This is a genomic window from Stenotrophomonas sp. NLF4-10 (assembly GCF_022359915.1).
Classification (GTDB): domain Bacteria; phylum Pseudomonadota; class Gammaproteobacteria; order Xanthomonadales; family Xanthomonadaceae; genus Stenotrophomonas; species Stenotrophomonas daejeonensis.
Map to the genome: position 1 here is coordinate 3,384,329 of NZ_JAKSEE010000003.1, position 13,334 is coordinate 3,397,662.

General features: G+C 69.3%; 10 protein-coding genes and 2 pseudogenes. 1 reads left to right on the forward strand and 11 read right to left on the reverse strand.

All coding sequences use genetic code 11. From position 1 onward, the window contains the following. Nucleotides 1-28 precede the first annotated feature (28 nt). The 9 genes and pseudogenes from MIC98_RS16060 to MIC98_RS16100 form a co-directional block, all read right to left on the reverse strand. Complete coding sequence (locus MIC98_RS16060; protein WP_239737838.1) at nt 29-724, reverse strand: hypothetical protein; 696 nt, start codon at nt 722-724, stop codon at nt 29-31. A 133-nt stretch (nt 725-857) separates the two neighbouring features. Next, nucleotides 858-2,051 (reverse strand): D-alanyl-D-alanine carboxypeptidase family protein, encoded by a 1,194-nt coding sequence (locus MIC98_RS16065; RefSeq protein WP_239737839.1) that lies wholly within the window; start codon nt 2,049-2,051, stop codon nt 858-860. Nucleotides 2,052-2,144: 93 nt separating this feature from the next. After that, nucleotides 2,145-3,293, reverse strand: a complete 1,149-nt coding sequence (locus MIC98_RS16070; RefSeq protein ID WP_239737840.1) for a septal ring lytic transglycosylase RlpA family protein — start codon at nt 3,291-3,293, stop codon at nt 2,145-2,147. Then, nucleotides 3,290-4,414: a lytic murein transglycosylase B gene (gene mltB / locus MIC98_RS16075; protein ID WP_239737841.1), complete on the reverse strand. Its 1,125-nt coding sequence runs from the start codon at nt 4,412-4,414 to the stop codon at nt 3,290-3,292. Before mltB ends, MIC98_RS16070 begins: the two co-directional genes overlap by 4 nt. Nucleotides 4,415-4,936: 522 nt before the next feature. Further along, nucleotides 4,937-6,061 carry a rod shape-determining protein RodA gene (gene rodA / locus MIC98_RS16080; protein WP_057641142.1) on the reverse strand — a complete coding sequence of 375 codons (1,125 nt, stop codon included), beginning with the start codon at nt 6,059-6,061 and terminating at the stop codon, nt 4,937-4,939. 185 nt (nt 6,062-6,246) lie between these two features. Then, nucleotides 6,247-8,076, reverse strand: a pseudogene (gene mrdA, locus MIC98_RS16085) (penicillin-binding protein 2); the annotation flags it as partial. 1 nt (nt 8,077) lies between these two features. After that, complete coding sequence (mreD, locus tag MIC98_RS16090) at nt 8,078-8,563, reverse strand: rod shape-determining protein MreD (RefSeq protein ID WP_239737843.1); 486 nt, start codon at nt 8,561-8,563, stop codon at nt 8,078-8,080. A 146-nt stretch (nt 8,564-8,709) separates the two neighbouring features. Next, nucleotides 8,710-9,534 (reverse strand): annotated as a pseudogene (mreC, locus tag MIC98_RS16095) (rod shape-determining protein MreC); the annotation flags it as partial. Between the two features lie 178 nt (nt 9,535-9,712). After that, the gene (locus MIC98_RS16100; RefSeq protein WP_057641145.1) at nt 9,713-10,759 is read right to left on the reverse strand and encodes a rod shape-determining protein; all 1,047 of its coding nucleotides are present in this window, start codon (nt 10,757-10,759) and stop codon (nt 9,713-9,715) included. 280 nt (nt 10,760-11,039) lie between these two features. Between MIC98_RS16100 and MIC98_RS16105 the strand changes: the two genes are divergently transcribed. Next, the gene (locus MIC98_RS16105; protein WP_057641146.1) at nt 11,040-11,972 is read left to right on the forward strand and encodes a carbohydrate kinase family protein; all 933 of its coding nucleotides are present in this window, start codon (nt 11,040-11,042) and stop codon (nt 11,970-11,972) included. 108 nt (nt 11,973-12,080) lie between these two features. Here the strand turns inward: MIC98_RS16105 and MIC98_RS16110 are convergent, their stop codons facing one another. Beyond that, nucleotides 12,081-12,320, reverse strand: a complete 240-nt coding sequence (locus MIC98_RS16110) for a hypothetical protein (RefSeq protein WP_239737845.1) — start codon at nt 12,318-12,320, stop codon at nt 12,081-12,083. A gap of 107 nt (nt 12,321-12,427) precedes the next feature. Continuing rightward, entirely contained in the window at nt 12,428-13,162 is a 735-nt protein-coding gene (locus tag MIC98_RS16115; RefSeq protein WP_239737846.1) for a hypothetical protein, read from the reverse strand. Between the last annotated feature and the right edge of the window lie 172 nt (nt 13,163-13,334).

Genomic DNA, 13,334 nt, shown 5'->3' on the forward strand with positions numbered 1-13,334 from the left:
CATGGCGCATTGGCCTGATACACCGAATTCAAGCGTCGTCGCACGCAAGCAGCCCTGTGATTGCACTCGCCTCGGCGCGCAACTGCTGTTCGAACTTCCCGTAGTTCGAGAAATGCAAATGCAGAAAGACAGCCCGGTCTTCGCTCTCGTGCAGTACCCGCAATGCACCAAGGTTGCGGCGCACTTGCCGGACCTCCGGGAACATGCCGGTAGCCACAAGAAGGCGCTGGACGCCCGCTGAGACGAAGACGAATTTTGCGTTGCCAGCGAACATGCCGTGGCGAATCCGCTCCAGATGCGACTTCCGAAGGTCCTCGGCTACCAGCACACTCCTGCCGACCGTGGGGACATGAAGCAATTCGAGGAAGGAAACAAGGTCCGCATGCCGAGGCTGGAACCCGACCCTGCCGAACGTCTGGTGGTAGCGCCTGCCGTCGCCCCTGTATCCGGGCAGCAGGAATGGATGGTGGACGCCAGTGGTGCGCCAAAAGCCGGGACCATCGTCGTGGTAACGGAGAATGCTCGGGAATATCGGGCTCTGCTCAATGTTGCTGGCGTAGTTCGCATCAAGCCCGATGAACAGGAAACGGGCGTCCTCCGGCTCGGTACCTTGGTAGGGCTTCCGCACGAAGTGCTCGTTCAGTGCGGGACTGGGATGGGGCTTGAACATGGCCTTGCTCGTGGTTTCGGCGAAGCCCGGCATCGTGGATGGAATGTCGAGCATGGCGGCACTGTACTTTCATCGCCAGCCCGGCCCACAGGACCACGAGATTGCGGGAAATCGCCCTCCATGAATGCCAAGCCCCCGGTGTCGGCCGAGGGCTTGGGTGGTTTGCGGGTTGTTCAACGCAGGCCGGTCAGGACTCCCACCACATCCAGAAGGCATCCCACAGGCGCCTGAAGAAGCCACCCTGCTCCACCGCGGCCACCGCCACCAGCGGCGCCTCGGCGATCACCTTGCCGTCCAGCGCCACCTTGACCATGCCGATCTGCTGGCCGGCGGCCACCGGGGCGACGAGCTGCCGGGGCACGTCCATGCTCGGCTTGAGGTCGTTGTAGCGGCCACGCGGCACGCTGACCAGCAACGGCTGCGCCACGCCCAGCTGCACTTCGTCGGCCGCACCCTTCCACAGCTTCTGCGTGGTCACCGCCTTGTCCGGCTCGTACAGACGGTGGGTTTCGAAGAAGCGGAAGCCCCAGTTCAGCAGCGCCAGGCTGTCGTCGGCGCGCTGCTTCTCCGAGCTGCCGCCCATCAGCACCGCGATCAGGCGCTGGTCGCCGCGCTGGGCCGAGCTGAGCAGGCAGTAGCCGGCGGCCGAGGTGTGGCCGGTCTTGATCCCGTCCACGCTGGCATCGCGCCACAGCAGCAGGTTGCGGTTGGGCTGGGTGATGTTGCCTACGGTGAATTCCTTGATCTTGTTGTAGGCGTAGGTCTCGGGGTAGTCGCGCACGAAGGCGCGGCCGAGCAGGGCCAGGTCATAAGCGCTGGACTGGTGGCCCTCGGCGGTCAGGCCGTGGGCGTTGACGAAGTGCGAGTCCTTCATGCCGAGCTTGGCGGCATAGCTGTTCATCAGCGCGGCGAAGGCCTCCTGGCTGCCGGCGGCGTGCTCGGCCAGGGCGATGGCGGCATCGTTGCCGGACTGGACCGCCATGCCCTTTTCCATGTCCTCCAGCCGCGCGGTCTTGTTGACCGGGAAGCCGCTGAAGCTGCCGTCGGTGCCGGCGCCGCCCTCGCGCCAGGCGCGCTCGCTCATCATCACCTGGTCGTCGGGGCCGATCTTGCCGGTCTTCGCCTCGGCCGCCAGCACGTAGGAGGTCATCACCTTGGTGATGCTGGCCGGCGGCACCGGGGTGTGGATGTTCTCGCCGGCCAGCACCTGCCCGGTGGCGTAGTCCATCAGCACCCACGCGGTGGCGGCGGAGGGCGCCGGTGCCGGCGGGATCGCCACCTGGGCGGGCGCGGCGGTGGCCGGGGTCGGCGCGGGAGTCTGGGCGGAAGCCAGGCCAACGGCCAGGGTGGTGGCCAGGGCGGCGGCAAAGCGGAATTTCATCGGAAAGCGGTTCCTGTTGCAGCGAGGAATGGAAAACGTGCCGTCATTGTAGGGGGATGCGTCGATGCGTTCCGGGCGGCACCGGGACGCGGGTCAGTCACGGACGATCTGCGGCTTGCCGAAACCCAGACCGGCGATGCGGCCGGCAAGTTCCGCGGCGCCGGCCAGGTCGTCGGCGCTTACCCGCAGCCGCCACAGGGTGCGGCCGCCGCTGACCACGTCGCTGAGCGTGGCGCCGGCGATGCCGGCCGAGCTCAGCTGGCCCAGCGCGCGCGTGGCGTTGTCGCGGCTGGAGAAACTGGCGACCTGCAGCAGCACGCCGCCGAGCGTGGCCGCTACCGGCCCGGCCGGGGCCGCATCGGTGCTGGCCAGCGGTGCGGCAGCGGGCAATGCCTGTACCGCCACGGCCACGTCCTCGATGGCGGCAGCGCTGGTCACCGCCGCTTGCGGCGCGGTGGCCACGGGCGTGGCCGGCAGCCGTTCGACCAGCTGGTCCATGCGGCTCGGCGCAGAAGCCGCCGGTGCCGGCTTCGCGGCGATGGCGCGGTCGCGCGGTTGCCGCGGCAGGTCGTCGCCAGGCGTCAACGCGCGCACTTCCACCCGGCCGGTACCGCGCTGGGTGATGCCCAGCCGTACCGCCGCGGCGTAGCTCAGGTCGATGACCCGGCCATCGTGGAACGGGCCGCGGTCGTTGACCCGCACGATCACCGACTCGCCGTTGTCCAGGTTGGTGACGCGGGCGAAGCTGGGCAGCGGCAGGGTCTTGTGCGCGGCGGTGAACGCGTACATGTCGTAGACCTCGCGGTTGGAGGTCAGCCGGCCGTGGAACTTGGCGCCGTAATAGGAGGCGGTGCCGCGCTCGGTGTAGCCGTCCACCTTGTCCAGCACCTTGTATTCCCGGCCCAGCACCACGTAGGGCGACTTGTTGCCGACGGCCGAGCGCGGTTCGTTGCGGACCAGTGGCTCGGGGATGCAGGCCACGTCGGGCACGTAGTCGGGGGTGCTGTCCTTGACCCCGGGCCGGTACAGGCCGCCGGCGCGGTAGTGGCCGCGGGTGCCGGGGTCTTCCTGCGCGCTGGCGTAGGGCGATCCTTCCGGGCAATGCGCCGGCCGGCCCTGGTGGCCCTGCACCACGCTGCCCGCCGGCTTGCCGTGGCTGGCGCCGGCCGGCTTCTTCGGCGCGCTGCTGCAGGCGGCCAGCCCGAGCACGACCAGCAGCGGCGCCAGCCAGCGCGGTTTCATGCCGGCGGCAGCTCGCGGCCGGCGATGGCCTGCGACAGCTGGAACACGGCCATCGCGTACATCCTGGAGAGGTTGTAGCGGGTGATCGCGTAGTAGTTCTGGAAGCCCAGCCAGTACTGCTTGCCGTCACTGCCTTCCAGCGTGACCGGGGTGGCGGTGGCGTCCGCCGCGGCTACCGGGCCGGCGGGGTGGTAACCGCGCGCGGCCAGTGCGTCGAGGCCGAGGTCCGGCGTCCAGTCGACCGGGTTGAACTCCTCGCGTCCGGCGTCGAGCGTGGCCGGCACCGCCACCGTGCCGCCGCGCACCCAGCCGCCCTTCTTCACGAAGTAGTTGGCGATGGAGGCGAACACGTCGTCGAAGCTGCCGAACAGGTCACGGCGGCCGTCGCCATCGCCGTCCACGGCGTAGTCGAGGTAGCTGGACGGCATGAACTGGCCCATGCCCATCGCCCCGGCGTAGCTGCCCTTGAGCGTGGTGATGTCCAGCTTCTCCAGCGCCGCCAGCTCGAACAGCTTGGCCAGCTCGTCGCGGAAGAACAGCTCGCGGCGCACCTCGCGTTCAAGCTTTTCCGGGTCGCCGCTGCGCGGGTACTTGAACGCCAGCGTGTACAGCGCATCGAGCACGCGGTGGTTGCCGGCATTGCGGCCATAGCTGGTTTCCACGCCGATGATCGCCACGATCACTTCGGCCGGCACGCCGCTGCGTTCCTGCACGCGCAGCAGCTGCTCGCGGTGCTCGGCGAGGAACGCCTTGCCGCCGTCGATGCGGGCCTGGCTGATGAACATCGGCCGGTATTCGTTCCACGGCTTGACCCGCTCGGCCGGGCGCGACATCGCGGCGATGATCGGCTCGCGGATCTGCGCCTGCGCCAGCACCGATTCGATGTAGGCCGGGGCCAGCCGGTAGCGGGCGGCGGTGTCGCGGACGAAGTTGGCGCGGGCGGTCTCGAACGGCACCGGGGTCAGGTCCACCGGCGGCAGGTCCGGCTTGCGCTCCGGCGCGGCCTCGCTCGGCGTGCTGGCCGGCGGCGTGGCGGTGGACGATGGGACGGGTTCCTGTGGCCGGGTCGCGCAGGCGACCAGGCCCAGGGTGAGACAACAGGCAAGGGCACGACGGATCATCGGCCGAGATTAACAGGTCAAGGTCGAAATTCCAGCGCCAAGATCATGAATTGCAAGGAGAAGCGCGTGGTGAATATTGCCCTGGTGGGTGCCACAGGATTCACGACGCGCCGATTGTCGTAGGCACCGGGCTTGCCCGGTGCGGAGCTCTCCCGGCAAAACCCCATGCGGGGCGAGCCCCGCATCTACGAGGCTGCTGCTGCGGTGTGGGAGCGAGCGTTGCTCGCGATGCTTTGGGGCTGTGCCGGTAGAGCATCGCGGCCATGCGCCGCCCCCACAGGGTTTCCCCGGAGTCATGACCCGGTGGGTGCTCCATCAAGAATCCGGGCACCGGCCGCACCCCCATCCCACAGGTGCGGCCGGCGCCCGGACCGGATTCCGACGTCGGCGGGCATCTCCCCATGCCCGTTCGACGGACCCCGGTATTGCCACGGCGCGATGGCGGCCGGTGGCGGGCGCAATTGTGAGGGTTTTGTGAAGCAAATGGGATGACCGAGATCAAAACCCGTGCAATCCCCGCGTTCAGCCGCCGTGGACCGGGCGGTGCACGCGCGCGGCCATCACCAGCCCGAACCCGGCCAGCAGCGACACCGCTGCGGTGCCGCCATAGCTGATCAGCGGCATCGGCACGCCCACCACCGGCAGCAGGCCGGAGATCATGCCGCCGTTGACCAGCGCGTAGACGAAGAACGACAGGCCGGTGGCGCCGGCCACCAGCCGCGAGAAGCCGTCGCGGGACTCGACCGCGATCCACAGGCAGCGGCCGATCACGAACAGGTACAGCGCCAGCACCAGCGCCACGCCGATCCAGCCGAATTCCTCGCTCAGCACCGAGAACGCGAAATCCGTGGTCTGCTCGGGGATGAAGTTCAGGTGCGACTGCGAGCCGTGGCCCCAGCCCTTGCCGGTCAGGCCGCCGGAGCCGATGGCGATCTTGGACTGGATGATGTTCCAGCCCGCGCCCAGCGGGTCGTTGTCCGGATCGCGGAAGGTCATGATGCGGTCCTGCTGGTAGGGCCGCAGGAACGAGAACCACGACATCGGCGCGAACACCACCACCGCCACCGCGCTGCCACCCAGCGCGCCGGCACTGATGAACCACCACCACGGCAACCCGGACAGGTACAGCACGAACACGCCGCTGGCGGCGATCAGCACCGCGGTGCCGAGGTCCGGCTGCAGCATCACCAGCGCGGTCGGCACGCCGAGGATCGCCGCGGCCACCAGCACCGTGGAAAACCGCGGCGGCAATGGCACCCGGTTGAGGTACCAGGCCACCATCATCGGCATGCTGACCTTCAGCAGTTCGGCCGGCTGCAGGTAGAAGAAGCCCAGGTTCAGCCATTGCCGGCCGTATTTGCCGGTGCCCAGCACGAACACCGCCAGCAGCGGCAGCATCGAGATCGCATAGACCAGCGGCGTCCACGCGCGGATGCGCAGGATCGGCACCCGCGCGATCGCCCACATCGCCACCAGCCCGACGCCGAAACGCGCGCCCTGCGCCATCACCAGGCCGCTGCCGCCGGCGCTGTCCAGCACCGCCAGGCCAATGCCCATCAGCGCGCCGAGCGCGATCAGCAACGGCCAGTCCAGCCCGCGGCCGAGCCAGTGCGCGAGGCCCTTCAGCCAGCGCAGGAAATCCTTCATGGCTGCCTCCCTTCGGGCACCGGGGCGGGAGCGGCATCGGCCGCCGGAGGCGATGTCGGGGACCCGGCGGATCCGTCCACGGGCGCGCCGGCCTGCGGCGTGTCCGCCACGGCCGGGGCAGCCGCGACAACGGGCGGCGAGGACGACGCTTGTGCCGGCGCGGGACCGCCGGTTTCCGGCTCCGCTCCCAGCAGCCACGCATCGAACACCTTGCGCGCGATCGGCGCCGCCGCCGAGCCACCGTAGCCACCGCCCTCGACCGCGATGGCGATGGCGATCTCCGGCGCCTCGGCCGGGGCGAAGCCGATGAACAGCGCGCGGTGGCGCAGGTGCATCGGCAGGCTCTTGGGGTTCACCGCGGCGGTGCCCTTGCGGCTGACCACCTGCGCGGTGCCGGTCTTGCCGGCCATCCGGTACGCGGCATCGGCCGCCACCCGCCAACCGCTGCCGCCGGGCTGCATGGTCGCCATCATGCCTTCCTGCACCGCGCGCAGGTTGGAAGGGTTGGGGCTGATGGGTTTGGCCGCGGGCTGCGGCAACGGCGCCCAGTCGTGGTCGAAGCGGACCCGCTGCTGCACCACCAGGTGCGGCCGCCGCAGCTGCCCGGTGGCCAGCCCGCCGACGCCGCGCACCAGTTGCAGCGGGGTCACCTTCCACAGGCCCTGGCCGATGCTGGCGTTGACCATGTCGCCGGGGTACCAGCGCTCGTTGCGCAGTTTGTGCTTGGCCGCCGGCGACGGCAGGATGCCGTCGATCTCGCCGAGCAGGTCGATGCCGGTGGGCTGGCCGAAACCGTAGCGCCCGCCCATGTACTCGTCGTAGCGCTCCACGCCCATGTCGATGCCGAGCTGGTAGTAGTAGGTGTTCACCGACTGCGCGATCGACTTGCGCAGGTCGGTCCAGCCGTGGCCGCCGCGGTTGGCGTCGCCCCAGCCGCGGCTGACGCCGGGCAGGTAGAACATGCCGCGCGAGAGGATCTTGTCCTCCGGCCGGCGCAGGCCGCTGTCCAGCCCGGCCAGGCCGAGGAACGGCTTGACCGTCGAGCCCGGGGCGACGCCGCCCAGCACCAGCCGGTTGAACTGCGGCCGCGAGGGGTTCTCGTTCAGCGCGTTGAAATCGGCGTGCGAGATGCCGTTGACGAACAGGTTGGGATCAAAGGACGGCAGGCTGACCATCGCCAGGATCTCGCCGCTGCGCGGGTCGATCGCCACCGCCGAGCCCTCCTGCTCGCCGAAGGCCTCGACCATCGCCCGCTGCAGGTCGATGTCGATGGACAGCCGCAGGTCGGTACCCGACTGCGCCGGCACCCGGCCGACGGTGCGGATGGCGCGGCCCTGCACGTTGGTCTCGACCTGCTCGTAGCCGACCTTGCCTCGCAGTTCGCGCTCGTAATAGCGCTCCAGCCCGGACTTGCCGATGTGGGTCAGCGCCGCGTTGCCCTCGCCCAGCTCCTGCAGGTCCTTGTCGTCGACCCGGCCGACGTAGCCGATCACGTGCGCGAGCAGGTCGCCATAGGGATAGCGGCGGGTCAGGTACGGCTCCAGCTCCACCCCCGGATAGCGCCAGCGGTCCACCGCGAAGCGCGCCATTTCCTCCTCGGACACGCGCAGCTTCAGCGTCACCGGCACGAAGCTGCGGCGCGCCTTGCGCGACTGGTTGAAGCGCTCGATGTCCTCGTCGCCGAGCGAGAAGATTTCGCGCAGGCCGGCCAGCGTGGCGGCCATGTCCTCGACCTTGTTCGGGGTCACGTCGACGCGGAACGCCGGCACGTTCTCGGCCAGCAGCTTGCCGTTGCGGTCGTAGATCAGCCCGCGCCCGGGCACCACCGGCCGCGCCTTGATGCGGTTGGCCTCCGAGCGGGTGACGTAGACGTCGTGGTCCAGCACCTGCAGCTTGAAATACCAGCCGCCCAGCACCCCCAGCCCCAGCAGCACGCCGAAAAAACCCAGCGCCGCGCGGCGCCGGAACTGCTCGACCTCGGCATGCGGGTTCTTCTGCTGGCGCCGCGCGTGCACGTCAGCGCCCGCGCTTGCCCAGCCGCAGCGCGTCCAGCAGCACGTACAGCGGCAGCCACAGCGCCATGCCCAGCAGCGGCGCCCACCAGTAGCTCCACGGCAGCACCGGCTCGGCCGCGAACAGATGGATGGCGGCGTCGATGATGCGGTCGTTGACCAGCAGGCCGCCGATCGCCAGCGCCTGCTGCGACAGAGGGAAGAAGCGGATGCGCGCGCGGAAGCGCTGCAGGATGAAGGCCATCACCACCAGCCGCAGCGCCTGCTCGCCGAGGATGCCGCCGTACAGCAGGTCGGCCAGCAGGCCGATGCAGAAGGCGAAGCCCAGCCCGGCCCGGTCCGGCGTCTCGATCACCCAGTAGGTCAGCACCAGCGCCAGCCAGTACGGCCGCAGCGGTTGCAGCAGCGCCGGCAGCGGCACCAGCCCCAGCAGCAGCGCCAGCGCCACGCTGACCGGCAGCACCCAGGTGCGGTTGCGCAGGCGGTTCATGGGGTGGCCTCCTTCGGAGGCGGGGAATGGGAGGTAGCCGGCACTGCATCCTGCTGCGCTGCCGGCGTGGAAGGGGGGGGAGCGACGGAATCTGCGGTACTCGTGGCACCGTCATTCCCCGTTCCCCGTTCCCCGTTCCCCGCTCTCCGCAACAACAGCACGTCCTTGCCGCGGTCCAGCTTCGCCGCCGGTTCCAGTTCGCCCAGCAGGAAGGCGTGCGAGTCGTCCGGCTGCAGCTCGACCACCCTGCCCACCGGGAAGCCGGCCGGGAAGCGCCCGCCCAGGCCCGAGGTGACGATCTCGTCGCCCACCTCGACCCCGGCGCTGAGCGGGATGTCGCGCAGTACCAGGCGGTCGCCGCGGCCGTAGGCGACCAGGCGCACGCCGCTGCGTGCCACCGTCACCGGCACCGCATGGTCCGGGTCGGTCAGCAGCAGCACGGTCGAATGCAGCGGGGTCACCGCGATCACCTGCCCCATCAGCCCGCCGGCGTCGATCACCGCCTGGCCGACGTGCACGCCGGCACGGCTGCCGGCGTCCAGCACCAGCCGCTGCCGCACCGGGTCCAGGTCGATGTCGAGGATCGGCGCCAGCTGCACGTCCAGCCCGCCGCGCTCGGCCACGTTCAGCAGTTCGCGCAGCTGGGCGTTGTCCAGCGCCGCGGTCTGCAGCCGGGTCAGCCGTGCGTTGGCCAGCAACAGTTCGTTGCGCAGCGCGCGGTTCTCGGCGACCAGCTGGTTGTGGCTGGCGGCGTTGTCGCGCACCGAGGCGCCCACCCGCCCCGGCAGCCCGGCCAGCGCCCACGCCGGCTGCACCACCAGTTCGGCCTGCGCGCGCAGCCGCGCCAGCCAGTTGCCCTGGTCGTCGAACACGATCAGCGTGATCGCCAGCGCCAGGTACGCCAACAACCGCAGCGTGCTGGCGGCATCACCCTGTCGGGAAGCTACGGGAGGGCCGGCGTAGGGAGGCACGGTGTGGCTGCTGGGAACGGGGGATGGGAAACGGGGAATGGACGTGCACGACGCCTTCCGTGGTCATGGCACGGCACGGGAATCCCGGATGGAAACAACGGCAGGCACGGGGAAAACGGGGAATACCGGGAAAACCAATGATCTTTCATTCCCCGTTCCCCGTCCCCTGTTCCCCGCCTCATTCCGGCGCAAAGAACTCGTTGCCGTGCATGTCCACCAGCTCCAGCGCACGGCCGCCGCCGCGGGCCACGCAGGTCAGCGGGTCGTCGGCCACCTGCACGTGCAGGCCGGTTTCCTCGGACAGCAGCTTGTCCAGGTCGCGCAGCAGCGCGCCGCCGCCGGTCAGCACGATGCCGCGCTCGGCCACGTCGGCGCCCAGCTCCGGCGGGGTCTGCTCCAGCGCCAGCTTGACCGCGCTGACAATGCCCGACAGCGGTTCGTGCAGCGCTTCGAGCACCTCGTTGGAGTTGATCTTGATCATCTTCGGCACGCCCTCGGCGAGGTTGCGGCCGGTGATCTCCAGTTCCTGCACTTCGGCCTGCGGGTAGGCGCAGCCGAGCTCCATCTTGATCCGCTCGGCGGTCACCTCGCCGATCAGCATGCCGTGGTTGCGGCGCACGTAGTTGGTGATGGATTCGTCGAAGCGGTCGCCGCCGATGCGCACCGAGGCCGAGTAGACGATGCCGTTGAGCGAGATCACCGCCACCTCGGTGGTGCCGCCGCCGATGTCGATGACCATCGAGCCGCGCGCCTCGGTGACCGGCATGCCGGCGCCGATCGCCGCGGCCATCGGCTCCTCGATCAGGTAGACGTCGCGCGCGCCGGCCTCCTCGGCCGATTCCTTGATCGCGCGGCGCTCGACCTGGGTGGAGCCGGCCGGCACGCACACCAGCACGCGCGGGCTCGGGCGCAGCACGCGGCTCTTGTGCACCTTCTTGATGAAGTGCTTGAGCATCGCCTCGGTGTAGGTGAAGTCGGCGATCACGCCGTCCTTCATCGGGCGGATGGTGGTGATGTGGCCGGGGGTGCGGCCGAGCATCTGCTTGGCCTCGGCGCCGACCGCAGCGACCGAGCGGGTACCGCCGATGGCGCGGTCCTGGCGCACCGCCACGACCGACGGCTCGTTCAGCACGATCCCCTGCCCGCGCACGTAGATCAGGGTATTGGCCGTGCCCAGGTCGATGGACAGGTCGTTGGAGAACATGCCGCGCAGCTTCTTGAACATCTGGGGAGTGGTCCTGGAAAGGGTGTCGCGCCCGCGCCGGATGGCGAAAAAATGGGCAGAAAACGAGGGCGGTTAGCCTATCAATCCCCCCCGGCAGCGGCAAGGAGAATCCGTTGCGACATCAGGCTTTGGACCGGTTTCCGCCCCCCTCGGCGGCGGCGGGGTTCTGGCCGTGCGCCGGTTCAGCCGCTAACCTTCGCACCTTGGCGCGCCGCCCGCGCCACCCCGCCCGCGCCCGAAGGGAGGCGGTTTTCCTTTTCACTTGCCAGGCCTTCCCGCGATGTCCGCACTGATCTGTGGTTCCCTTGCCTTCGACACCATCATGGTGTTCCCGGACCAGTTCAAGAACCACATCCTGCCGGACAAGGTGCACATCCTGAACGTGTCGTTCCTGGTGCCGCGCATGCGCCGCGAGTTCGGCGGCTGCGCCGGCAACATCGCCTACAACCTGCACCTGCTGGGTGGCGACCCGATCCCGATGGGCACGGTGGGCTCGGACTTCGGCCCGTACCGCGAGCACTTCGACGCGCTGGGCATCGACCTGAGCCGGGTGCGGGTGATCGACGAGCTGTTCACCCCGCAGGCGTTCATCACCACCGACCACGACAACAACCAGATCACCGCCTTCCACCCCGGCGCGATGATGCGGTCCTACGAGAACCACGTGAAGGACGTGCCGGGCGTGACCCTGGGCCTGGTCGGCCCGGACGGGCGCGAGGGCATGATCCAGAACGCGGTCGAGTTCAAGCAGATGGGCGTGCCGTTCATCTTCGACCCGGGCCAGGCCATGCCGCTGTTCAACGGCCCGGAGCTGCGCGAGTTCATCGAGCAGGCCGACTACGTGGTGGTCAACGACTACGAGTCCAACCTGCTGCAGGAACGCACCGGCTGGGGCGAGAAGGACATCGTGCAGCGGGTCAAGGCCTACATCACCACCCAGGGCCCGAAGGGCGCGGTGATCCACACCCCGGAAAAGACCTATGACATCCCGCCGGCACACGAACGCCGCGTGGTCGACCCCACCGGCTGCGGCGACGCCTTCCGCGCCGGCCTGATCCACGGCATCCAGACCGGGCGCGACTGGCTGACCATCGGCCGCATGGGCAACCTGATGGGCGCGCTGAAGGTGGAGCACCCCGGCACCCAGAACCAGCGCTTCGACTTCGACGAGTTCAACGAGCAGTTCAAGCAGCAGTTCGGCTACGCGCTCTGAGGCTCTGAGCCGGGGCGCCCGAACGCATGCGGAAACGGCGCCGGAAGGCGCCGTTTTTCGTTGTGTGGAAGAGGTTGCACTTCGATTGGAAAAGACGCGCCGGGAGGGTTACCCCGGCCCCTCGTAGCGGGCAGCTTCGCGCTCCAGCCACGCCGGCAAGTCGCGATGGCGCACGCCTTCCTGCCTTGCCCGCTGCAAACACTCGCGCATGTACCCGCGTTTGCCCGCGTCGTCGCCGGCGAAGGACAGCGCGAGGTCACGGTCCATCCAGCGCCGGAACAGCAGGTACAGGCCCACGTGCAACGCGATGGCCAGCCCGCTGACCACCGCCACGATCACGATATCCATCCGGACGCCTCCTGATTTCTTGCAGGAGCGACGCGAGTCGCGACCGGCGCTTTCCTGACAACGCCCGGTCGCGACTCGCGTCGCTCCTACGACATCGCCTTCCGGATTCAATCCCAGCCCGGCATCTGGCCGCCGTCGAGGCCGCCGGTCTCGAACACCACGCTGCGGGTGCCTCCGGCCTGCACCGGAAACTCGATCTCGATGACCTTCGCCTTGCGCGCCTGTCGCCACAGCCCACGGTTGTCGTCGATGAACATGGCGATGGCCTCGTCGGTGTCCGGGCGGTGCGCGGCCATCGCGCGCGGCGCGGCGCCGTCCACCCCGACCTTGACCTGGCAGGCGCGGTAGCAGGCCCTGGCGAAGTCGCCGGCCTGCAGCACCAGGTAGGCGTGGCGCTTCCATTGCGGGTGGTCGCGGAACACCAGCTGCACCACCTTGGCGCCGCTGCCGTCCACGTCCACGCGCTCCTTGCCCTGGATCATCGCCGAGCGCTGCACGCCCTTGCCCACCGCCACCTGGTTGTAGCTCCACAATGCCTGCATGCGGCGCAGCTCGCGCGCGGCCTCGGCCTTTGCCTTCACCTCGACGAAACCCGGCTCGATGCGCGCGGCGGTATCCGAATCCGGGTACTGGTCGAACAGGGCCACGCCGAAGATGCGCGCCCTTTCCCAGTCGGCGGCGGCCACCGCGCCGTCGTACTGCTTGCCGATGGCGGCCGCGTCGACCTCGCGCCGCGCGTGCTCCTGCGCCGCGGCGGCTTCCTGCTTCTGGCGCTCGGCCTCCGGGTCGGTGCAGGCGGCCACGGCCAAGGTGCAGGCGGCGAGCAGGATCAGTCGTTTCATGGCGGGGGTCCTTTGCGGGCGACGAATGGCGTGGACGAGAGTGTATTTGTTGCAGGAGCGACGCAAGTCGCGAGGGGGCTGTACCGGTGGAGCCTCATCGCGACTTGCGTCGCTCCTGCAAAAGCAAACAAGAGCAAAGATGTTTGCGACATGGCCGACGCAAACGACAACG